The 21,177-nt window shown below is 52.8% G+C and carries 23 protein-coding genes and 1 riboswitch; of the genes, 10 read left to right on the forward strand and 13 right to left on the reverse strand.

Going from position 1 to position 21,177, the window contains the following annotated elements; all coding sequences use genetic code 11:
- The first annotated feature begins 106 nt into the window (after positions 1-106).
- Positions 107-1,729 (forward strand): glycosyltransferase family protein, encoded by a 1,623-nt coding sequence (locus BLP93_RS00505; RefSeq protein ID WP_161946132.1) that lies wholly within the window; start codon positions 107-109, stop codon positions 1,727-1,729.
- Positions 1,730-1,780: 51 nt separating this feature from the next.
- On the opposite strand, the gene BLP93_RS17770 is transcribed toward BLP93_RS00505, so the two are convergent.
- On the reverse strand, positions 1,781-1,906 hold the full coding sequence (locus BLP93_RS17770) for a hypothetical protein (RefSeq protein ID WP_482156184.1): 126 nt from the start codon (positions 1,904-1,906) through the stop codon (positions 1,781-1,783).
- Here BLP93_RS17770 and BLP93_RS17085 point away from each other — a divergent pair, their 5' ends adjacent.
- A complete protein-coding gene (locus BLP93_RS17085; RefSeq protein ID WP_167353009.1) occupies positions 1,907-2,131 on the forward strand; it encodes a hypothetical protein in 225 nt (74 codons plus the stop codon).
- 114 nt (positions 2,132-2,245) lie between these two features.
- Complete coding sequence (locus BLP93_RS00515; RefSeq protein ID WP_092116136.1) at positions 2,246-4,447, forward strand: bifunctional alpha,alpha-trehalose-phosphate synthase (UDP-forming)/trehalose-phosphatase; 2,202 nt, start codon at positions 2,246-2,248, stop codon at positions 4,445-4,447.
- Between the two features lie 78 nt (positions 4,448-4,525).
- On the opposite strand, the gene BLP93_RS00520 is transcribed toward BLP93_RS00515, so the two are convergent.
- From BLP93_RS00520 to BLP93_RS00550, 7 genes are all read right to left on the reverse strand, one after another.
- Positions 4,526-4,927: a type IV pilin protein gene (locus BLP93_RS00520; RefSeq protein WP_092116138.1), complete on the reverse strand. Its 402-nt coding sequence runs from the start codon at positions 4,925-4,927 to the stop codon at positions 4,526-4,528.
- 46 nt (positions 4,928-4,973) lie between these two features.
- Positions 4,974-9,644 carry a pilus assembly protein gene (locus tag BLP93_RS00525; RefSeq protein WP_208596536.1) on the reverse strand — a complete coding sequence of 1,557 codons (4,671 nt, stop codon included), beginning with the start codon at positions 9,642-9,644 and terminating at the stop codon, positions 4,974-4,976.
- A 61-nt stretch (positions 9,645-9,705) separates the two neighbouring features.
- On the reverse strand, positions 9,706-10,227 hold the full coding sequence (locus BLP93_RS00530; protein ID WP_092116140.1) for a pilus assembly PilX family protein: 522 nt from the start codon (positions 10,225-10,227) through the stop codon (positions 9,706-9,708).
- A gap of 9 nt (positions 10,228-10,236) precedes the next feature.
- Positions 10,237-11,373: a PilW family protein gene (locus BLP93_RS00535; protein ID WP_139162868.1), complete on the reverse strand. Its 1,137-nt coding sequence runs from the start codon at positions 11,371-11,373 to the stop codon at positions 10,237-10,239.
- Positions 11,340-11,810 carry a type IV pilus modification protein PilV gene (gene pilV / locus BLP93_RS00540; RefSeq protein ID WP_092116144.1) on the reverse strand — a complete coding sequence of 157 codons (471 nt, stop codon included), beginning with the start codon at positions 11,808-11,810 and terminating at the stop codon, positions 11,340-11,342. The genes BLP93_RS00535 and pilV overlap by 34 nt, the downstream gene beginning before the upstream one ends.
- Positions 11,804-12,370 (reverse strand): GspH/FimT family pseudopilin, encoded by a 567-nt coding sequence (locus tag BLP93_RS00545; RefSeq protein ID WP_092116146.1) that lies wholly within the window; start codon positions 12,368-12,370, stop codon positions 11,804-11,806. Before BLP93_RS00545 ends, pilV begins: the two co-directional genes overlap by 7 nt.
- The gene (locus tag BLP93_RS00550) at positions 12,355-12,900 is read right to left on the reverse strand and encodes a GspH/FimT family pseudopilin (protein WP_092116148.1); all 546 of its coding nucleotides are present in this window, start codon (positions 12,898-12,900) and stop codon (positions 12,355-12,357) included. Before BLP93_RS00550 ends, BLP93_RS00545 begins: the two co-directional genes overlap by 16 nt.
- A 220-nt stretch (positions 12,901-13,120) precedes the next feature.
- Positions 13,121-13,212, reverse strand: a riboswitch (cyclic di-GMP riboswitch).
- Positions 13,213-13,580: 368 nt separating this feature from the next.
- Between BLP93_RS00550 and BLP93_RS00555 the strand changes: the two genes are divergently transcribed.
- The 7 genes from BLP93_RS00555 (at position 13,581) to BLP93_RS17135 (ending at position 17,730) form a co-directional block, all read left to right on the forward strand.
- Positions 13,581-14,870 (forward strand): Y-family DNA polymerase, encoded by a 1,290-nt coding sequence (locus BLP93_RS00555; RefSeq protein ID WP_092116150.1) that lies wholly within the window; start codon positions 13,581-13,583, stop codon positions 14,868-14,870.
- 520 nt (positions 14,871-15,390) lie between these two features.
- Positions 15,391-15,705: a hypothetical protein gene (locus tag BLP93_RS00560; protein WP_092116152.1), complete on the forward strand. Its 315-nt coding sequence runs from the start codon at positions 15,391-15,393 to the stop codon at positions 15,703-15,705.
- 122 nt (positions 15,706-15,827) lie between these two features.
- Complete coding sequence (locus BLP93_RS16505; RefSeq protein WP_139162869.1) at positions 15,828-15,977, forward strand: lmo0937 family membrane protein; 150 nt, start codon at positions 15,828-15,830, stop codon at positions 15,975-15,977.
- Between the two features lie 51 nt (positions 15,978-16,028).
- Entirely contained in the window at positions 16,029-16,178 is a 150-nt protein-coding gene (locus BLP93_RS00565) for a DUF3309 family protein (protein ID WP_244148602.1), read from the forward strand.
- Positions 16,179-16,202: 24 nt separating this feature from the next.
- A complete protein-coding gene (locus BLP93_RS00570) occupies positions 16,203-16,382 on the forward strand; it encodes a CsbD family protein (protein WP_092116156.1) in 180 nt (59 codons plus the stop codon).
- Between the two features lie 257 nt (positions 16,383-16,639).
- The gene (locus tag BLP93_RS00575; protein WP_092116158.1) at positions 16,640-17,269 is read left to right on the forward strand and encodes a LexA family transcriptional regulator; all 630 of its coding nucleotides are present in this window, start codon (positions 16,640-16,642) and stop codon (positions 17,267-17,269) included.
- Positions 17,270-17,571: 302 nt separating this feature from the next.
- Positions 17,572-17,730 carry a hypothetical protein gene (locus tag BLP93_RS17135; RefSeq protein WP_208596537.1) on the forward strand — a complete coding sequence of 53 codons (159 nt, stop codon included), beginning with the start codon at positions 17,572-17,574 and terminating at the stop codon, positions 17,728-17,730.
- Between the two features lie 218 nt (positions 17,731-17,948).
- Here the strand turns inward: BLP93_RS17135 and BLP93_RS00580 are convergent, their stop codons facing one another.
- The 5 genes from BLP93_RS00580 to BLP93_RS00600 are packed head-to-tail and all read right to left on the reverse strand — an operon-like array spanning position 17,949 to position 21,177.
- Positions 17,949-18,338: a 4Fe-4S binding protein gene (locus tag BLP93_RS00580; protein WP_092116160.1), complete on the reverse strand. Its 390-nt coding sequence runs from the start codon at positions 18,336-18,338 to the stop codon at positions 17,949-17,951.
- A gap of 11 nt (positions 18,339-18,349) precedes the next feature.
- Positions 18,350-19,426, reverse strand: coding sequence for a hydrogenase large subunit (locus tag BLP93_RS00585; RefSeq protein WP_092116162.1), 1,077 nt, complete (start codon positions 19,424-19,426; stop codon positions 18,350-18,352).
- A 35-nt stretch (positions 19,427-19,461) separates the two neighbouring features.
- Positions 19,462-19,863 carry an NADH-quinone oxidoreductase subunit C gene (locus BLP93_RS00590; protein ID WP_244148603.1) on the reverse strand — a complete coding sequence of 134 codons (402 nt, stop codon included), beginning with the start codon at positions 19,861-19,863 and terminating at the stop codon, positions 19,462-19,464.
- Between the two features lie 12 nt (positions 19,864-19,875).
- Positions 19,876-20,313, reverse strand: a complete 438-nt coding sequence (locus tag BLP93_RS00595) for an NADH-quinone oxidoreductase subunit B family protein (protein WP_092116164.1) — start codon at positions 20,311-20,313, stop codon at positions 19,876-19,878.
- A 6-nt stretch (positions 20,314-20,319) separates the two neighbouring features.
- Complete coding sequence (locus BLP93_RS00600) at positions 20,320-21,177, reverse strand: respiratory chain complex I subunit 1 family protein (RefSeq protein ID WP_092116166.1); 858 nt, start codon at positions 21,175-21,177, stop codon at positions 20,320-20,322.

Raw genomic sequence — 21,177 nt, forward strand, 5'->3', positions numbered from 1 at the left:
CGTTGGCAGTGAGTTGAGAGTCAGGGGCTTGAAACATGCAACAAAACCGAATAGTCCCCTCGCGGCGGCGTAACACCCTACCCGAAAGCAGGCATAAGGCCAAGCAGTGACGCCCATTCAAAATAATCGCCCTGAGCGGCTCCGGATAACCGACCAGTTGGGACGGATGAAGTCCCTTCCCGACGGACCGGAACAATACCGGCTGCTCGATTGTGGCGAGAAAAACAGCGTGCTTCTGCTCGGCCTGGGACCCGATCCCCGCATTCCAGCTCAAATCATCGCCAACCGGACTGATGACGTCCTCTACCTGGAAGCACCGGAATTGCTTTGCCAGCTTCCGTCATCGCGCCAATCCGAAATCCCGAGCCATTGGCAACCGATCAACTCTGAAGCGCTTTCGGATCGGATATTTCGCGACCGCACCATTCTTTTCTATCAGCCGAATCTCCACCTTTTTCCGGATTTTTGGGCGCCTGTTCTGGCATCTTTGAAGCTGGGGCCCGGCGCTGCCTGTCCCAGCCTCCGGGAACGGGACACGATCTGGATGCCGACCTCGGAACACAGCCTGATGGCCCGGGAGTTGCCCCTTGGATTTGCGAATGCGGGCCTGCGGGTCCGGGCATTGCCGGAAAAGCTGCTTCCCACCGACCTGGAGGCCGAATTGCGGCAAACATCTCCGGAGCTGTTTTTCAGCGTCAACTTTCGCGGACTGGACCCGTACGGGCAGAATTACGAGTTCCTGGCGACCCGCAAAGTACCGGTTGCCGTGTGGTGCGTGGACAACCCCTTCCACCTGTTGACCGGGATCCAGTCAGGTTTCTGGCGCAAATGCATCCTCTTCGTGACCGACGACTGGTTCATCCCCCGGCTTCTGGGGTTGGGCGCACAACATGTCGTCCATCTCCCCCTTGCCGCGGCGCCGCATTTTTTTGAACCTGCCGTCGACATCCCCCCTTTGGGCACGGCATCCCGTACCGTACAGGATGCACCCGGCATGGATGATTTTTTGTTACAACCGGACGAGCACCTCGCAAACCGGACGGTTTTTGTCGGCCGCTCCTCGTTTCCTGGAAAAAATGCTTTTTTTGCAGGATGCACGATTGCCCCCGCCCTGCGGCAACGGGCCCTGGCCGATATCTCCCGGGGCAGCAGGCCGGACTTCTCATGGTGGTGGGATCGCATGCGAAATTCGCCTCTCTGGCCGGGGCGGGAAGTGCGAAATGTGGGATATGCCGCGGAAGAATGCAGTCAGATGCATCGCATCCTGCATCTCCAGGCCGCGAACCTGGGGGGACAACTGACGGTCTTCGGAGACCAGGACTGGCCCACGCTGCTTCCCGGTCTGAAGGACATCCGTCCGGAAGTGGATTACTATGGACCGTTGCCCCGGATTTACCGTCAGGCCCGCTGCACCCTGAACCTGACCAGCCTGCTCCTCCCCCATGGCCTGACCCAGCGTCACTTCGACGTCTGGGCCGCCGGCGGATTCCTGCTTTCCGACGCAACACCGGGCCTGTCAATTTTCGATCAGGAACTGACCCGGGAAATCTCATTCAACTCCCCCGAAGACCTGACTGCCCTCCTCAACCGCCTGGAGGCGGACCCTCCCCTCTCGGACCACCTACGACACGCCTGGAAAAACCTGATCCGTGACGCACACACATACGACCATCGGATCGAACGCATCATGCAGGCCCTGAGAATCCATCAGATACCTGACCCCGTGTAATCAGGCTTCGAAACACAAATGATTTTCGGCGACCGCCGAAACCTAAACGCCTCAGCTCCCTCCAAACCCCACCTCGACCTTTCCGTCGGCAACAATGACCGGCACCTTGCGCTGGCCCTTGCTGAGAATGAGCATTTCATCCATCCGCGAAGCATCCGCCTTCACGTCATGATACACATGTCCAGGATGCGCCTCACGGGCGCGATTCGTGTAGGGTCACCCCTGCTTGCCGAAAATAACGGTCTTCTGCATTTCATATACCTCCCAAAAAAGATGATCCACAAACAGCTTGTCCCATCACCCATCACCCATCACCCATCACCCATCACCCATCACCCATCACCCATCACCCATCACCCATCACCCATCACCCATCACCCATCACCCATCACCCAAATTTGACATCCACCTCATTCCTAAGTCAATCTGACAAACAAGATTCGATTCATACATCGCACCGACGCCATCCAAACATTCGCCCCCCCAGAGCAGTGAAAAGCAGCGAAGGAGCATTTTATGCGTTTGGTTATAGTTTCCAATAGATTGCCCATCAGCCTTGAGGAGCAGGACGGCAAAATCGTCGCCAAGGAGTCCGTTGGTGGTCTGGCCACGGGATTAAATTCCTACCTGGATTCATTGGACCAGGATTCCCAGTTTAACGAGGATCCCTTGTGGATCGGATGGCCCGGCATGTACCTGGACGATCCGGATCGGTTCGATTTCTCCTCGCGGATCATGGGCAAGTTTCGAATCTGCCCGGTCAACCTGACCGACGCCCAGATGGACAGTTTCTATCTCGGATTCTGCAACTCCACCTTGTGGCCCTTGTTTCACTACTTTCCGTCTTATGTGGAATTTGATGAGAGTTCCTGGGACAGCTACGTGGAGGTGAACGACATCTTTCGCCAGGTTGTCGAATCCGTCCTGCAGCCGGACGACGTGGTCTGGGTGCATGACTACCAGATCATGCTTCTGCCGGAGATGATCCGGCGGAATCGACCGGACGTGTCCATCGGCTACTTCCTGCACATACCTTTCCCGTCTTATGAAATATTCCGTCTTCTCCCCAGCATTTGGCGAACCCGTCTCCTGCAGGGCCTGCTCGGGTCGGATCTGATCGGTTTCCACACCTATGACTACTCCCAGCATTTTTTGCGCAGCGTTTCCGCCATCCTCGGCCTGGAGCACAATTTGGGAAAAATCATGGTCGGAGACCGCTTGGCCAAAGTGGATACCTTTCCCATGGGCATCGACTACAATAAGTACGCCCAGGCGGCCAAGGACGAGCGCACCCAGACCGAGAAAGAGGAACTGCGACAATCCTTCGGTTCGGCCAAGATCATGCTCTCCATCGACCGTCTGGACTACAGCAAAGGCATAGCCAACCGGTTGCAGGGCTATGAGAAATTCCTGGAGTTGTATCCCCAGTGGCATGATCGGGTGATTTTGATGCTCGTGGTCGTGCCCTCCCGAACGGGAGTCGGCAAGTATCAGGAAATGAAAAAACAGATCGATGAGCTGGTGGGCGCGATCAACGGCCGCTTCGGAAAGCTGAACTGGACTCCGATCATCTACCAGTACACCACCTATCCGCTGCGCGAACTGACCATGCTCTACGATATCAGCGACGTGGCCCTGGTCACGCCGTTGCGGGACGGGATGAACCTGATCGCCAAGGAGTACATCGCCGCCAAGACTGAGAACAAAGGAGTTCTTGTTCTCAGCGAGACCGCCGGAGCGGCCATCGAAATGGGAGAAACACTGATCGTCAACGCGAACAGCGTTCTGGACATCGCCGAGACTATTCTTCGGGCCCTGGAAACGCCGGACGAGGAACAGGCCCGGGTCATGGTCCTGCTTAAGGATCGTATGGAACGCTTCGACGTCAACCACTGGGCCGAAGACTTCATGAATTCAATGCTTCTGATCAAGTCCGAGCAGGAACGGATGGAATCCACCTTCATCAACACGGATGCAGCCCAGGACGTAGTTCGACGCTTCAAGGCCGCTGATCGCAGACTGCTGCTCCTGGATTACGACGGCACGCTGGTACCGTTCCATGACGCGCCATCCATGGCCTGCCCCTCCGATGAAATCCGGAAAATCCTGTCCGCCTTGACCTCCATGCCGAATACGGAAGTGGTCATCCTCAGCGGCCGCAACAAGCACAACCTGGAACACTGCCTGGCTGATCCTCCCGTGGCCCTGGTGGCGGAGCACGGGGTCTGGATCCGGGAAATCGGAGGAGAATGGCAGATGATCCGCCCCCTGCTCAACGACTGGAAAGACCAGATTCGCCCCATCCTGGATCGGTACAGTTCCCGGGTACCGGGCACCTTCACCGAGGACAAGGACTTTTCCATGGCCTGGCATTACCGACAGGCCGACCGGAACCTCGGGGCCCAGCGCGCCCGAGAACTGGCGGAAACGTTACGCGTTCTGGCATCCAACGTCGGAATCCAGGTCCTGCAGAGCCCCATGGTGGTCGAGGTGCGCAGCGCCGGGATCAGCAAGGCCGTCGCGGCCATGCACTTCGCCTCCAAGCAGGAATGGGATTTCATTCTGGCCCTGGGGGACGCGGAAAGCGACGAGGAAATGTTCAAGACCCTGCCGGACCATGCAGTAACCATCCGCGTCGGCTCCGACCTCTCCCACGCCACCTACAATGTCCGAAATCCGAGGGCTGCCGGGGTTTTGTTGAAGAATTTTACGTTGTAGAGAGTGTGAACGTCGTCATTTTTGCGGTAAAGCACATGATGAATGTGAGGACTGAAGCGGCACCAACGGGCTGCAGGACTATTTCCAGCAGTCCGCAGGTGTTTTTTGTCCCAGTTGGTTGATGGTCATGGTCAGACAAATGGTATCATTTGCCTGCCTCCCCTGAGGATCTGCCTGTCCCTGAATGGTGAATGCCGTGGCATTGGCATGGGTCACGGTAATGTTGTAGTAGCTTTGATCAGATTTTACCGGAATGCTCGCACCGTCATACGTTCCGGCGTTCATCTCGCCATAGGTATAGTTGTTCGTGTAATATCGCTCCATGGCTTGAGCCGCGGCGACAAGGGCGGTTTTTCCGTCCGCACGCCGAGCATTCGTGGTGTACTTGGTGACCGCCGGAATTGCGATTGCCGCGAGTACTCCCAGAATGGCGACGACGATGAGCACTTCAATAATCGTGAAGCCTTTTATTCGCTTCATATGCAATATTTCCTCATTTTCAGCCTACATAATTACAGCAACCATTCTATCTGAGTTGACGCCAGGACTGTCTACCCGTTGTCGCGGCATCGCCAGGATTTTCCAAGACGACCTGCATGTCTCCACTGGAGCCGCTGAAGTATTTGTACTCCACTTCGCCGGCGGAAATGACCGCCGGAGTCTTGGCAATGCCTACATCCAGCTTTACTCCGCTTACGGGAACAGCAACCTCCTCCGTTGTGTCGTCCTCATTGACAATCGTTACCGTAACGAAGTCTTCAACATTGAAGAACATGTCTCCATTGAAGTCAAAAAACGAGAAATCGAGCCTACCGCCGCTCAAAGCGTCCAACTCCATCAGCCAACTAGATCCGCCGAAGTCGCAAGGATGCTCCGAAGGAATCATTGTCGTTAAAATTATTCGTCCATTACGTAGCAGAGCAGGACTGACGACCCGCTCCCCTTGCAGAATGTTCGTCGGTTTAATCAAGTCCAGGTACCAGCCGCGTCTGATAGGGTCCGTTGAATCTGATGTATCCGTGTAATTTACTAGGTAATTTGAAGTAACTCTTACGGGCATGTCATAATGGACGCCCTCAAAAAGAATATGCTGTTTCTTCAATATGCTGCGGTCAGTTTGCGGGATGAAACCGGTGTCTCGAATCCCATAAAACGTCTGATGCTTTGTAATATTATTTACGACGTTGTCGCCTGTTTCAAAAAATTTGCCCGTGCCGAAATATACCATTTTTCCACCATTAGGATGAGAACCCACCACCGGCCGTGCTGTAATTGGTTGAACATTACCATTTCGATCTCGTGCGGTAAAAAGTGGCTTCAGCGTATTACCATCTTTATAAGCAACACCCCAGCCTGGATTATTTATATTGCTGCTCGTCAAATCAAACTTCCACAGATTTCCTAGCAAATCCCCTGCATAAGCATAATCGGTAATTCTATCATTGTTAATGTCCACAGGAATAGGGGTTGACAATCCGTTTGGTGCTGCTTCTGTTCCTGTTTGTGTATCTATTGCCCCCAACCGAGCACCGGTTGTCAGATTGACGATAAAGAGTTTGGCCAGATGATTATTGCTGCCGTAGCCATTGCCAAAGATTGCCACCCACTGACCGTTTTTTAAACGCGCAATTGTCGGCTGTCCAATGGAATAACCAAGTTCTGGATCCGTGAACTCCCATAGCACATTTGCGGCTGTAAAATTATCAGGATCTGTTACATCTAAGGCAAATACAGACCTACCTCCAGCTCCTGTACTGCCTACCAAAATCGTTCTCCATTCTCCATTAATAAAAGCATCACCCACCCTCGGTGGGCCATCAACAAAATACCTATGTTCGTACTCAGGGTCTGTCAGCTTGCGCAAATGAGGAAACACTTCATTAGGTATATAGGCCATCATCTCCACTCCGTCGTCGGCCCGAAAGCCGTGGAGCATGCCGTCGTTGGCACCGAGGTAGATCATCTTAGTGCGGTCCTTGGTGGCATTGAGGAATTGATTGTAGGCTCCCTCAATCAACTCATCTCCGGTAAAACCCTCAGCTATTGTGGAAACATTATAGCCAAAGTTGGCAGCACCGACGAAAACCGGATCTGAATTGATAATGTCGCCTAGCAAACGAGTTCTAGCTCGGAAGATTCCATTCGGTAGTTCATTGCTTTTATCGCCCCGAAGATAGTTGAGTACCGCCTGTCCATGAGTTGTGCCGCCGTCGCCCATGAGAAAACTCTGCTGCGTAACGTTAAGATTGTTCCATTGAAACTTCACACCCTTTGGCGTGGATTCAGGGTTATATGTATAGATATTGCGTTGAGTGTGCTGAGGCAGCATATTTCCTGCCTCCCAATCCATACCACTAGTGCTGCCATCCATAAGCACTGGGAAGGAAATCAATTCGCCGGACCAGTCCGATGTCCGGAAGCGGGCCTGATAAACATAGGTGCCTGTATCAAGGCGAACGGAGTTGGCAACGACTGAGGCTGCGGAACCGGTAGTTTCCACAACTTCCTTGAAGATGTTTTCCAAATCATCTGCCAGTTTGGAGGGATCGATGGCGTAATAGTAGTTGTCCGGCAAACCATCTCCAGTCGAGTCCCAGGATGTCGGATCGGTGGGGAAATTTTTAGATTTGTTATAACCGCCCCATTTTGCGGCATAATACAACGGCTCTCTCAGAGATTGCGCGGTGGAGGGCCCCAAAGTGTAGGTATAGGATGTGGCTGGATCGTTATATTGGCAATGAGAGCAACCCGGGACATCGCTGCCTGAACTGCGATTGTAACCATTGATCCCGGAATGCACCTGGAAGCCGTCTAAGGTCGTTCCGCTGATCACATATCCGAAGCCCATAGCATTAGTGGTGGACTGACTAAAAACGTTTGTGGTGATGGTAATCTTGTCATCGGTGATTTGGTATCGGATCACACCGTTCAGGTCCATGTCGTAATCGCCACCCTGCTCGCTGTCTTCCCATTGAACGAGGAAAGAGCCCAAACCGGCTTCCAAATCCTGCTCAATGACCTTAAAATCAACAATGGCGCAATTGCCGCTAATGGTTGTGTTACGGCAAGCCGGCAAAAGAGTCACCGCGGGGGTAGATTGACCAGGCCTGGGAATCTCTAGCCGGGGCACGGCAGGAGCCAGTGACACACCGTATGTCTTGGTCTGGATCGCCGCTGCATTACCCTGTGAATCAACAAGATCTCCGCGTATACTTTCCGTATAAGCATAATGCGCAAGTCCTGCTATATGATAGGAACCTTGCAGTCGGGGCGCTTCGGGACAAATACCAAGCACGTCGCCAAGAGATCCGACAGTCTTTGATGTACACAATTGGTCATTTGCAGACCCGGCCTGCCCGACGAACCATGATCCGTCATGGATGTTTTCTCCCTGGCCGACGATACCCGTCAGGGAAGCAGCGGACGAGGCACCGAGTCCACTCACGCCGCTGAGCTGATCCGCATCGTACGAGGAGGCCGAGCTGTTGAAGCTGACAATGCTCAGATCAGCACACCAATTGCTGTTTGAAAGGGGATCCTGCCATGCGGTCAGGGCCGGTAGACCAGAAAGACGATCGGTGCCTGAGACGACATAATCGCCATGGGGCTGTTTTCCAGCCAGGTAACGCAAGGTCTCCAGGAAAATCTCCGACTGGGGATTTCCCCAGTTGGTGCAGCGCCCGTCATTAAAAGTATTCAGTCCCCAAGGACAGTTGTCGCCTCCATCAGATGTGCCGGCATTATAAGTTGCATCATTGTTTCCTGTACCGGTATGGTGACGATATCCGTAGATGCGAAAACTGTTCAGGGTTCTGATGATCCCACCGCCACTTGGCGCGCTTTTGAACGTTCCATCTGTCGTTATATTGATTTCATTACTGATATTGCCAAGGCTTCTGCGGAGTACTCCTCCAGACTTGTTGCGCATGTAGCTGCCTGTCAGCAGCCCAAAATGCAAGATTTCATCCTCTCCATACTGCTGCAGGAGGCCAATGGGTTTCAGGTTACCCTGCGGATACTGCTTGCACTTTTCAGTTCCCACCAAACCTGCGACACAAACTTGAACGAGTGCATTGAGTTCCAGAGTCTGAATTCCAGTTACGTTCCAGGGTGGGTTGTCTGAATTTGCAAATATGCCTGTGCTACTGACATCATTGCCGTTACTGAACCGAAGACCGCCAATCTGCATTTCGCTGTGACCGCTGCGGGTCACCTCTCCTTGCCAGCGGCATTGATGCCGTTCGTTAGCAGTCCAGAGCGAATAATTACCTTGAGAAATACGAATCAGCGGAGGAGTGGTTACGATCTGGGAAAAAGTTCCGTCAGGCGCCACAGAAGTGTTGCAAAAGCTGTATCCCCTGCGCGAGTTGTTCGTTAGCTGCCAATCGCTTCGTGTAACTCCAGTACCGTCACTACTTGTTATCTGAACCTCAACCAGACCGGAGTTAAAGGAACGTACTACGCCGAGCATTCGAGCAGACTGCGGAAGAGCTTGGCTCTCGATGATCAATTGGTCGCCGATTTGAACCTGTGAAGAATTGTTCCATCCCGTAGCAAAAGTTCTGCGATCCGTTGTATCGTTACGAGAACCAGCAGGGATGGTAATAGATGTCACACTTGTCGTGGTTGTGTACGAAGAAGACGAGAACGGCGTCAGCTGTGGGAGGTCGAATCCGTCATAATACCGTACCCAGCTGTGCGCGTCATTGGGAAGATATGTTCGTTCAAGAACGGTAGTCGTGACGGTGTCCGTGGAGCGGGATCCGCCATAGAGGATCTTGCGGATTACGTCGATACGAGCCATGGATATATAGTTTAAGAAATTTCCACTCCAATTTCCGGCACAGTATTTATCTGCCGTGATGGATTTCGGCTGGAACATACCTTGTGTGGCATCGTAATCATAACATTTCTTTGAATCAAAATAACCGTAATAATCTATTGCATGATTGTATGTTCTTTCCGCTGCTCCATTTCCTGTCAAATCTGCATAGTCAGGATAAGCCTCGAAGTAGAGCTGGTGATCGTTGGACATCGTCAGCATAACCTGCGGGATCACTGCCTGGCTAACAAAAAGAGGTACTTGAGAGATATTCAAGGCATGCCCAGGCGAGGACACCAAGAGAATGCTAAAAAGCAGATTCAGAATGAGATACAGTTTGAGCTTGGTGATGAAATTGAAGAAGTGAGTTATCATATTCTTTCTCCTCAAAGGCGATCTACCTTCACCTGAAACATTTTGGACAGTGCCTGTGAGACTAACGTTTATACGTTACCTGCAGAATGACTTCCGCATTAGAAGAGCCGCCAACGGCAAAGGAGGTAATGCGGTAAATACCGGCTTCAGGGATTGGTTCATCCGCCGCCAGGCTTCCGAGAGGCTGGGCCACAGGGGGTAACTCTTCAATTATATAGCGCGGAAGTTGCTTCACGTTGTCGATCAAAAATTCGTACTCCCATGAAAAAGAGCTACCTGGAGCCCAGACAACTGGATCAGTCCATAAGGATATGTTTGGCTTGTACAGGCCGTTTGTCCCGTCAAATGGATCAAGAACAGCGCCTTGGAGATAGGATTCAGCTTCCCGCAAGGCAGCCTCTGCGGCCTGAAATGCAAGATCTTTGTCGCGCATATTGCCCGCCATTCTTTCCTGTAACGAAGTCGTCTGCATTCCAGCTACAGCCATAAGGGTTAGAACCAGAAGCATGACTAGAGAAATAACCAGAGCGGAGCCGGTCTGAGAATCAATTTCTTGATTGTGAGGGATTAACGAATTACACATATTCTCTATCTATTTCAACCTGTTACGAAGCCCAATCGTTGTCGTGAAAACACGTCTTAAACGCATGTCATTTGCGGGCCCAATCATTGTACCAAGTACGTTATATACAGCTGTGTCAGAATCCACACCACGTATTTCATCAACAGTACTCATCAATAGACCAATTTGGACACTTCGAACGCTATTCCAATCCCCAACGTCTGAAGCTGTAACATAATTATCTATATTGAAATTTCCGTTATAATCTATTCCATACAATACCTGCATGGATTCAACTCCTTCCACCAATTCTTGAGCCGGTTCACTTCCTCTTTTCCTATAGAGACTTGAAGTCCCAGATGAATTTAAATTAATAAAATATGTAAATGTTGCGATCCAATAAAAAGATCCTGAATTAAAACTTTTACCAAGATTACTTGTTTCATTTTCAGGATCAGCTTTTCCGTAGCTTGTGTTAATAGTCCCAGTATTATGGGTAATTGAGTGGGATTGCGGATTACTTGAAACTTGAAAAATAGCCGCTGCTTCACAATCTGAAACAAGTATAATATCAGCAACTTTAAAAGGATGATTTTGTACAGTATGTATTGTTGCTGCAGTATGTTTTTTACTTGGATCTTTAGTTACCGAAACGCCATCATCATATGCTGTCCGTATGGTGAGAATATCACTTCCAGCAAGAATATTGTTCACCTTAATTTTATTTATTACATCCAGCTTGGGAATTGCAGAGTTTGAGTCATTGGACCATGTTCCTTCTCTAATTTCAACTGGATATTGCAAACTATCATCAGCATCGTAACCATAAAGTGACTCTTTAAAATTATACATATAGCTTTCTTTATCTTTCAAAACATTCTTGATCTGTTGTACGTCAGATACGCACCCAATATATCCTGCCATTCGTATGTCACGAATTAGAAAATCCATTGCAAACCTGCCATTTTCCTGAAGACGCGACACTCCTTCCTGCATGCGATAAGTCAGGGAATTGCTCAGAAATATCTGATAGACACCGCCGAGGACGATCATCAGAATGACCATGGTTACCAGGGCCTCGACAATGGACAGGCCAGACTGGCTTTGATTAACGCTTCGCATGCTTCTAACCTTCATAGTTCGGACTGTGTCCAGAATTCCTGCCACTGCGCGTCATCCTCCCTGGACTCTCTCCACTTAATCGTGATCAGGACCACCGTATCGTCGATCATTTCAATAGCACCGTCTCCGGGGCCGGGAAAAACGGCCAGGGTTTCTTTCCATTGTTCCAGATCAAATTTGACGGCAGAAGGCAGATTTGCTGCAGGTTCTTCCTCGAAATCGACCACATAACGTCCGTTGAGCGCATAGGTCCGGTTGGCCCGCATCCGATCCAGAATATCGTAGGCCTGCAACGTCGCCTGTGAACGTAGATATGCATCATTATTCTGCCGCAGGGACACCATCTGCATTCCGGCCAGACCCAGCAGCCCGATGGCCAGAATGATCAGCCCGACCAGAACTTCAAGAAGGGTGAAGCCGGCTGCAGGCCTTTTATCAAGTGTAACATTTGTCGGAGAAAGTACTGCGATACACTTCAACATGGTTCTCGTTGTGACCTCACTCTTCCGGACTGGTTCACCTTGATGCACATTACGCGATCCATGTGCTTGACCTGGAAGTAGTCATTTGCTTCATTAATAATTTCCTTAATAGTTCCATCTCCGCGGAAAGTGGCTCTGAAATTGGAGTCGTAAAATTTGCCGATTCCGTCAAAAGACAGCTGCTCCTTTAAGGCACCACGCGCCCTGATTCGAGCACTATTCTGATCGGCGACAAGCCACCCTTGTCCCCATGCTCCGCTTGTCGCACAAGTAAGGCCATCCGAGCTCCTGCAGACATAAACTTCCATCCCTCGCTTCATGGCCTCGCTCCGAGCCAGATTGAGCGCCGAAACGAATTCATTGGCCAGGGTGTTCGTCCGCGTATTGCCGATAAACACGTTGAACGCCGGGATCGCTATGCCAGTCAAGATGGCGACTATGGCAACCACTACCAGGACTTCAATTATGGAAAAACCTCGGATCTGGGTCTGATTAAATATTATTTTTGGCATACCACGAGACTGCCCATAAGTTTGTTGGAAGGTCATAGAGAACCGCATTCATGGCTTTCCGTTCGCACCCGCCCTGCCCTTGCCAGGACGAACTTCACTCCGCGGCTTTGACGACACAACGTGAGCGTTCCGGCCTGGAAAGCACCACTGAGATATTGAGTTGAGCCGTTGCTTACATAGGAGATGTAATTTCGTACAGGCATATTCCCGGAGAGAGTAAATCCGCTTCCCAACGGGCGCCGTATTTTAAGAATTTGACTTGGATCCTCCACCGTGCCGGTGTTTGTCGCATCCGTAAAAATGATCCAACCTTGTTCCCAGCCGCCGTTGACGGTACATTCAGTTCCGTTTGAACTCTTGCATATGGTTATCCGATGATTGCGTTTGATGGCTTCGCTGCGGGCATAGTTCAATGCTGTCAAAAACTCATGAGCCACTGTCGAAACCCCGGCATTGCGCAACATCCCCATCACATACGGCGTAGCGACTGCCATCAGGATCAAAGCGATTGCAATGGCGACCAGGACTTCGATAAAGGTCAGGCCGGAAGGCTGATTATTGAAGCTCTGCTCTTTCATTATCGAAACAATACCAAAAATTCATTGATCATGATAACCACCAGCGCATGGAAGACTGTTCTGGGCTTATCATCCGTACACGGAAGACTGAGTAGCGATAGAGCAGTTCCCAACCAGACAGGGCGCCAAGGCAAGATAAATGCCAAAGGGGGAAGAGTTGCCGGACCGGCAAAGGCAGGAGTAAATCATAAACGGGAAGGATTCTTTTCGAACCTTCGTGTCCGGCGTCCCCGCTACCTTATTCTGCCTTGGCAAAACGTAGGCCGGTGGCTTTGCGTCGCATCCTTTCGGAGTGCTTTGCCCTTGTCAGACATTTGGGAAAACAATTAACTCGCTCAAAATTAATTGTCCAGCATTTCTTTCATTGCCGCGGCAACTATTGCCCGACTTGTCTGCGGAGGTCGCTCATGGTTTTGACTCCACGTTCCGCGCTTGCCATCAACCTTGATCAATGTAACGATTTACGCAAATGCATACTCCACACGATCCCGACATGACCTGTTGCGCAAGGCCGTTGTGCAGTTCACGTCTGCAATCCGGATCCGAACCGGATCAATTGCCCCGCGCATTCATCCCGTAGGCCGACTTCCCTCATCTGACCCTGACCCCTGGTTCTGACCTCTGATTCGATCAGACACATCGCTTGTTGCGTTCGACTCCAAAAGGATGAATTCAAAAGGATGACCAAGCCGCCCGCGACGATTTTCGCCCTGCTGGACTGCAACAACTTCTACGCCTCCTGCGAACGGGCGTTCAATCCCAAGCTGCGCAAGAGGCCCATCGTTGTCCTTTCCAACAACGACGGCTGCGTGATTGCCCGCTCCGCCGAAGCCAAGGCCTTGGGCATTCCCATGGGCGCACCGGCCTTCAAGTTCCAGCCTCTGTTCAGAAAACACGGCGTGGCGGTCTTTTCCTCCAACTTCGCCCTGTACGGCGACATGTCCCGGCGGGTCATGGACACCGCGGCACGGTTCACGCCGGACATGGAAATCTATTCCATAGACGAGGCCTTCCTGCGTCTGGACCGGATGCATGACCGGCCCCTGGATGTGGCCCGCCGGATCAGGGCCACCATCCAGCAATGGACGGGCATCCCCGTGTCCATCGGCATCGGCCCGACCAAGACCCTGGCCAAGGTCGCCAACCGGGTGGCCAAGAAGCATCCGGAGCACGGCGGCGCCTTCAGCCTTGAGGACCATCCGGACCGGGACCGGATCCTGACGGATATTGAGATTGAGGACGTCTGGGGCATCGGGCGGCAGTACGGCAAAAAGTTGCGCGAGTTCGGCATCCGCAACGCCTTGCAGTTCAGCAGACTGGACAAGGATTGGGTCCGGAAGCGGATGACCGTGAACGGAATGCACACCCTGCTGGAACTGCAGGGCGTTCCCTGCCTCCCGCTGGAGCAGACCGTGGCCACGCCCAAGAGCATCGTCTGCTCGCGCACCTTTGCCGGATCGCTCACGGACAAGGACAAGCTGGCGGAAATAATTTCGGGCTACGCGGCTCGGACCGGGGAACGGCTTCGCGCCCAAGGCTGCGTGGCCGGACACCTCCAGGTGTTCATGCTCACGGACCGCTTCCGCCTGGACAGGCCGCAGTACAGCAACGCCGCAGTCTCGTCCCTGGTCGCGCCCACAAGCCGCACGCCGGACCTGATCCGGGCGGCTCGAAAGGTCCTGGATCAGATTTTCAAGCCCGGCTACGAGTACCGCAAGGCCGGGGTGATGCTCTTCGGGATCGAAAAAGAGCAAGGCCGCCGGCTGCACCTGTTCGAGCCTTCTCCGGAAGAACGGGCGCGAAGCAAGGCCGTGATGGAAACCATGGACCGGATCAACGCCAAATGGGGGGCCATGACCATGCGCCTGGGGGCGGAGGGCACGGGAAAGCGTTGGGTGATGCGTCAGGCCCACCTGAGCCCGAGGTACACGACGAACTGGCGGGAGTTGCCGGTGGTGCGTCTTGATTGACGCCTGATCCGCGCTTACCGCAATCCTCCCCAAAGCCCCCCCTATTCGCTCCGCCTCCGCACGCCGGCTTCTTCTCCCAACCTGACCAGTATCCTTCGATGCGTACGATTACGGCGCCTCATTTCGTAATCAAACGTCCCGCGCCGTGGGCAAGACGCTTCCGGCTTGACACCCCACTCCGCTCCAATTCCTCGACTCCTACATGTAAAAGTATCCCGCCAGATATGGTTTTCGCTGCTGAAAATGAAGCGAATCCCTACTCACGCTGTCGACCGGGACACGATACCATTTGGCCATATTCTGATTGGTGACGAAAAACGTATCGGTTGCGCATGGAAGCGCATTGCGAACACGAATCAGCTCATGATGAACCATGCCGATGATGAATGGAATGTCGGATGGACGTGCCTCTGTTCGACTACCTGCATCGATCGACCTCAGCGAGCGGAGACACGCGACAGGATCATGGCGATTGCCTGTCAAGCCATGGGAGAACCTTTAAGACCTTTGGAGGCATCCAATGAATATCGAAAAAAGCTCGACAGAAATGCCGAAGACGCCGGGACTGGGAGAAACAGGTGACTCCGGCACGGGACAGCGCATGAGCGAACGTGGCGGCGAACTCTACGGCAAGGCGGAATCCGCCGTGGGTGATGCGTATGAAAAGACGGAAAAAATGGTCGGAGAAAAGTACAAACAGGCCATGAGCTATGGCGGCAAAAACCCGGGAAAATCGCTGCTCGTCGGTTTGGCCATCGGGATGGGGCTGGGATATCTGCTGGGCGCTTCCACCAGGCAATCCCAATTCAGTGAATTTCAAAAATATTTTCGGTGATCGCAAACGTTCCGAGTCTGTTTCGCGAACGAGCCCGATAAAGGGTTTCGATGATCCAGATTCAGAATATCGGATCGAAGAGAGTGCTTTGATTTATTCAACCATATCCTGTGGAGGTAAACATGCTTTGGACAATTTTCGTTATTCTGTTGGTCATGTGGCTGTTGGGATTGGTATCCGGATACACTGTCGGCGGATTCATTCATCTCCTGCTGGTCATCGCGGTCATCGTCATCGTGATCCAATTGCTCCAGGGAAGAAGGGTCACGTGACCGTGACGGTAATCCGATGACACCTCAACATTCGGAAAAGGAGAAATCAACATGCCGATCCTTTTGATCATACTCGTCATCCTGCTCGTAGCCACCCTCCCCACATGGAACTACAGCAGAGCATGGGGACCGTATCCCAGCGGCGGAATCGGCCTGATCCTGTTGATTCTGATCATTCTGATGGTGATGGGACGCATTTAGCACTCACAACACAAGGAGAACATCATGAAGTCAAGTACTCAGGACAAAGCGGAAGGTAAATGGGATCAGGCGAAAGGCAAGGTGAAGGAAGCCACGGGCAAGGCGACGAACAACGCCGAAATGGAAGCCGAGGGCAAGGTGGACAAAGCCAAAGGGAAAACGCAGGAAAAGACCGGTGACGTAAAGAAAGTCGTCGACAAATAACCGTACGGTGTAAGACATCAGGCAGGAGAAGGAGCCGGAAGTCAGGAGGCAAAGGCTGGGAGGAGATCAGAGGATGAACCTCGGAAATCCCCTCAGCCTATTGAGACTGATTCCGACCCCTGCGCCCTTCCCTCCCAACAACCACTCCGACTCCTGCCTCCTGACCTAACTGAAACCCACAGCCCATAACTCATAGCCTATCACCCTTGACAATCGGTTAACATTTGTCAATTATCGAATCCGCGAGGACGCGGATTATGAATTTCGACGACTTTTTCCACAGACTCTCCAGAGTGACCGACATCAGCAGCCAAAAGGAATTGGCAACGCTGCTCGGGGTTGATCCTTCGGCCATCACCATGGCCAAAAAGCGCGGCGTCCCCAAGAACTGGGCCTTGATTGTGGCCACGATGTTCGGACTCAACCCCGAATGGTTGAAAACCGGAACAGGACCGATTCGTCCGCTCAACCGGGACAGGACGCTGTTCATCCCCAAGGTTTCAGCCCGGGCCAGCGCCGGAGCGGGTTCCCTGGAAACCATGGACAATGTCGTTGGCGAGATTCCTTTTGACCGGGGTTGGATATCCATGAAAGGAAACCCGAATCGGATGGTGGCCATGGACGTGGTGGGGGACAGCATGTCTCCGGAGTTGGAGGCAGGCGACACCATCCTGGTGGACCAAAGCCGTTCCGAAGTCCAAAGCAATGCCGTCTACGTGATCGGCCTGCAAGACGCCGTTCTGGTCAAGCGGATTCAGGCCCATCCCGGCTTGGTGATCCTGTACAGCGCCAATCCCAGATACGCTCCCGTCACATTGCAGGGCGACGAGATCGAAACCTTGCGCATCATCGGCCGAGTTTTGTGGAGCAGCCGGGAATACGCGTAAATATTGACAAGTTGAACCGCCCGCTTCGCTCAAGGCACGAAGGACGCCAAGGAAACATTTTTTGAAAGCAGGGAAAAGCTGCTTTCAAAATGATTGATTGCCCCTCCCTAGCGAGACCAAAAACGCCAAGAGACAAGAAGTCTTTTTTTCTTCTGCATTTTTCTTGCGAAGAAAAAAATCTCTTCTTGGCGCTTTGCGTCTTAAGCGAAGCGGGCGGTTCATTCTTCAGAAGTACGTTTGAACCGGAGAAGTTTTTTTTTGTTCTCTTACTTAACATATGTCAATTAAACAGGAGGCCTATCATGCAGCAGCGTTATTGTGAATGCGGACACCCGGTCACGGTCGCGTATGTGGTCACCGACAAAGGGATTAAACATTTGTATCAACCCAGAGCCAAGATGATCAAATTGATGCAATGCCCTGCGTGTGGCAAGCCGATAAATATCGACAATCTGCGTTAGCCCTTGGCAAAACCGGCAAACAGCAATCTTTCACCGCAAATCATTCCAGTCGTGACAATGCAAAAAGGACGACCTCTGCTCCACGTGAAGTGGTGCAGAGGTCGTCCCTGGTTATAACGGTTGCGTATGTCTGTTCAGAAGCCGACTTTCAGGGAAAAACTCGACTCCCTGTCTGCCGGAGCAAATCCAGATAAGCTCAATCAGACATCAATCAAAAACTACTCTTCGGTCTTCTCTTTGGCCGCGGCTTTTTTCTTGGGCTGCGGCGGAGTTCCCTGCATGGTGATCATCTCCCGTTCCCCGGTTACCGCACGCCAGGTTCTCTTGTGGTGCAGGCAGTTCGTGGGGCAGGTATCCACGCAAGTACCGCAAAAGACGCAGGCAAAAGGATCGCAGGTCCAGATACCGGTTTTCTTGTCCACGGTGATGCACTGCGCCGGACATTTCCGGGCGCAGGTGGAGCAGAAAATGCAGTTGTCGATGTCGTTGTAGAGTTCGCCGCGGGAGATTTCAAAGGGCTCACGTACGACAAAGGGGTACTGTCGCGTGGACTTCTTGGTGAGCAGGTTTTTGATGACATTCCCGGTCATTGGAGCAATGTTGAACATATTTTTTACTCCTAGCGTTCCGTGCAGCTGATGCAGGGGTCAATGGAGAGAACGACGACAGGTACGTCCGCCAGCTCGATTCCCGGCAGCATGGCCGCCAGAGGAGGAATATTGGCGAAAGTGGGGGTCCGGATGCGCAGGCGATCCAGATTCTTGGTCCCGTCACCCTTGAAGTAGTAGAACAACTCCCCGCGGGGCTGCTCCACTCTTTCCACTCCCTCACCGGAAGGATTGCCTTTGACCTTCACGCTGATTTCACCCTCGGGCAGCTTGTGCAGGGCCTGGCGGACAAGATCAATAGCCTGCAGCGTTTCCCGGAAGCGGACCTTGCTCCGGGAATAGGAATCACCGCCGTACTCCACGATGGGCTCGAAATCCAAGTCAGGGAAGGCGGCATAGTTCAGCTGCCGACAATCCTGGGCAATGCCGCTGCCGCGCAATGTCGGTCCGGCGGCTCCCAATTCATAGGCCTGTTCCTTGGTCAACACGCCCTTGCCGACGGTCCGCGCCTTCACGGTGTAGTCGTCCAGCGTCGTTGCCTCCAGCGCCTTGAGTTCACTTTCCACCGCAACCAGTTCGGTGAGGATCCAGCGGATCTGTTCAGGCGTCAAATCCTTGCGAACGCCGCCCATCACGTTCACCGACACGATGACGCGATTGCCGGTGGTGGCTTCATTGATGTCCATGATCCGTTCCCGGATCTTCCAGTACTGATAGAACAGGCTTTCAAAGCCGAAGGCATCGGCAAAAAGCCCAAGCCATAACAGATGCGAATGGACCCTGTGCAGCTCCGACCAGATGGTGCGCAGATACTTGGCCCGGGGAGGGACCTCGATCTGCATCATTTTTTCAAGGCCCTGACAGTAACACATTGCGTGGATCTTCGAGCAGATCCCGCAAACCCGCTCCACAATCTGAATCATGTGGTGATAATCACGGATATCACACAGTTTTTCCAGCCCACGGTGCACGTAACCCAACGCTGGGACAGCCTGGGTGACGATTTCGTCCTCGACGGTCAGAGACAGATGGATCGGCTCTGGGAGGACCGGGTGCTGCGGACCGAAAGGAATAATGGTCTTGGCCATAAAAGCTCCTCGGTAATATCAAGAAAGTATGATGATTAGGTGTTTTTTCGGATGATGCTGTATTTGCAGAACGGTGTCGTCCCAACTTCTTCTTCAAGATACAGATAGTTCTCGAAGTTCAGCACAAGACCGGCGAAACAGAGCCCGAACTGATCCTGGATCTCATTTTCCACGAGAAACGCGGCAAAGAGGATATCCGAGATCGAAGGCACGGGCTGCGTCTTGGGTTGCTTTAATCGCAAATGCACCATTTCGAGCTCACGGTCAAAGGTATAGAGCAGGTCGACATTCTCTTCATCCAGGTCGACGCAGGTGATGGTTACCAATCGCCAGCCTTCGGCTTTCAGCCGGGTGACCTCGACCTTCAACTCATCCATGGCGACTGCCACGGTTTCAAGCACGGCGACATTTTTGTCGGTGGTTTCAACTTCGGCCATATTCCAAACTCCTTACGACTTAGCGGCGAACAATTCCAACGCCTTCACCACGCCGTCGATGATCGCTTCAGGTTTAGGCGGGCAACCGGGAACGTACACGTCCACGGGGATGACCTTGTCCACGCCGCCGACGACGTTCGGGGCATCCCGGAACACTCCGCCGGACAATCCGCAGGCGCCGATGGCGATAACCGCCCGGGGCTGCGGCATCTGATCGTAGAGGTTTTTCAGCACCTTCTTGTTGCGGTGATTCACCGTTCCGGTGACCAGAAATACATCCGCATGCTTCGGGTTGCCCACGTTGATGATTCCGAAACGCTCCACGTCATAGACGGGAGTAAGCACGGCCAGCGTTTCAATATCGCACCCGTTGCAACTTCCGCAGTCGAAATGCAGAACCCAGGGCGATTTGATCCGTGAGGTTTGAAGAAACTGTGATATTATGTTCATGAGCGGTTACCTGTAGTACAGCCAAAGAAGGTTAATCAACGAGAGCGTTATTCCTGTTGCCCAAGCCGTGCCCAGCATCCATCTCCAGGTCATGCGGGATGTGGTGTTGTCGATCAGTATTTCCACGAAGTACGTAACGCCCAGAAGCACGATAATCCCTACTACGCTCGTAGACCAGAACAGGGAAAGCAAACCGAGAATCAGGACGATTTCAAACAGGTGGGCAATCTCGACCACCGCATAGTACGGGCCGGAGTACTCGGTGTACACGCCGCGGACGATTTCCTGGTGCGCGTGGTGCGAGCCGGAAATGTCAAAGGGCGACTTGCGCAACTTGATGGTCAGGGCAATGCCCAATACGAGGAACAGCAAGGGCATCTGCAGCAGCAACGGCTGATCCATGGCGTAAATGGCGTCGATCTTGAAGCTGCCGGTGGCCATGAAGAAGCCGACGATGACCAGGATCAACAGAGGCTCGTAGGCGATAATCTGCAACAGCTCACGATGCGCGCCGATCTGACTGTACGGGGAAGGCACCGAAAGTGCTCCGAGAACCAGGAACACGGAGCCGACGGCCTGCACGAAAAATATCAGCAGCAGGTCGGCCTGCAGAAAGAACAATACTACGGAGGTTACCGCGCCGGCCAGATACAGCAGTGAGCAGAAGGCCAGCCAGTGACTGGCAAGGACGGTTTCCTTGCCCAGCAGTTTACCGATGTCATAAAAAGGTTGGAGAATGGGAGGCCCGATACGGGACTGCAGTCGCGCCGTAATCCGCCTGTCCACGCCGGTGAGCACACCGACGGCCAAGGGCGCCAAAAAAAGAGCCGCGATCAATGCCATGAGAACTTGAGCGGTGTTCAT

The sequence above is a fragment of the Desulfonatronum thiosulfatophilum genome, assembly GCF_900104215.1.
Taxonomy (GTDB): domain Bacteria; phylum Desulfobacterota; class Desulfovibrionia; order Desulfovibrionales; family Desulfonatronaceae; genus Desulfonatronum; species Desulfonatronum thiosulfatophilum.

Bases quoted from the DNA above. Each gene is read 5' to 3' on its own strand.
- BLP93_RS17085 (WP_167353009.1), top strand. From the start codon at position 1,907: ATGTCCAGGATGCGCCTCACGGGCGCGATTCGTGTAGGGTCACCCCTG.
- BLP93_RS00515 (WP_092116136.1), top strand. From the start codon at position 2,246: ATGCGTTTGGTTATAGTTTCCAATAGATTGCCCATCAGCCTTGAGGAG.
- BLP93_RS00520 (WP_092116138.1), bottom strand. From the start codon at position 4,927: ATGAAGCGAATAAAAGGCTTCACGATTATTGAAGTGCTCATCGTCGTC.
- BLP93_RS00525 (WP_208596536.1), bottom strand. From the start codon at position 9,644: ATGATAACTCACTTCTTCAATTTCATCACCAAGCTCAAACTGTATCTC.
- BLP93_RS00530 (WP_092116140.1), bottom strand. From the start codon at position 10,227: ATGTGTAATTCGTTAATCCCTCACAATCAAGAAATTGATTCTCAGACC.
- pilV (WP_092116144.1), bottom strand. From the start codon at position 11,810: ATGTTGAAGTGTATCGCAGTACTTTCTCCGACAAATGTTACACTTGAT.
- BLP93_RS00545 (WP_092116146.1), bottom strand. From the start codon at position 12,370: ATGCGGTTCTCTATGACCTTCCAACAAACTTATGGGCAGTCTCGTGGT.
- BLP93_RS00550 (WP_092116148.1), bottom strand. From the start codon at position 12,900: ATGAAAGAGCAGAGCTTCAATAATCAGCCTTCCGGCCTGACCTTTATC.
- BLP93_RS00555 (WP_092116150.1), top strand. From the start codon at position 13,581: ATGACCAAGCCGCCCGCGACGATTTTCGCCCTGCTGGACTGCAACAAC.
- BLP93_RS00560 (WP_092116152.1), top strand. From the start codon at position 15,391: ATGAATATCGAAAAAAGCTCGACAGAAATGCCGAAGACGCCGGGACTG.
- BLP93_RS16505 (WP_139162869.1), top strand. From the start codon at position 15,828: ATGCTTTGGACAATTTTCGTTATTCTGTTGGTCATGTGGCTGTTGGGA.
- BLP93_RS00565 (WP_244148602.1), top strand. From the start codon at position 16,029: ATGCCGATCCTTTTGATCATACTCGTCATCCTGCTCGTAGCCACCCTC.
- BLP93_RS00570 (WP_092116156.1), top strand. From the start codon at position 16,203: ATGAAGTCAAGTACTCAGGACAAAGCGGAAGGTAAATGGGATCAGGCG.
- BLP93_RS00575 (WP_092116158.1), top strand. From the start codon at position 16,640: ATGAATTTCGACGACTTTTTCCACAGACTCTCCAGAGTGACCGACATC.
- BLP93_RS17135 (WP_208596537.1), top strand. From the start codon at position 17,572: ATGCAGCAGCGTTATTGTGAATGCGGACACCCGGTCACGGTCGCGTAT.
- BLP93_RS00580 (WP_092116160.1), bottom strand. From the start codon at position 18,338: ATGTTCAACATTGCTCCAATGACCGGGAATGTCATCAAAAACCTGCTC.
- BLP93_RS00585 (WP_092116162.1), bottom strand. From the start codon at position 19,426: ATGGCCAAGACCATTATTCCTTTCGGTCCGCAGCACCCGGTCCTCCCA.
- BLP93_RS00590 (WP_244148603.1), bottom strand. From the start codon at position 19,863: ATGGCCGAAGTTGAAACCACCGACAAAAATGTCGCCGTGCTTGAAACC.
- BLP93_RS00595 (WP_092116164.1), bottom strand. From the start codon at position 20,313: ATGAACATAATATCACAGTTTCTTCAAACCTCACGGATCAAATCGCCC.
- BLP93_RS00600 (WP_092116166.1), bottom strand. From the start codon at position 21,177: ATGAACACCGCTCAAGTTCTCATGGCATTGATCGCGGCTCTTTTTTTG.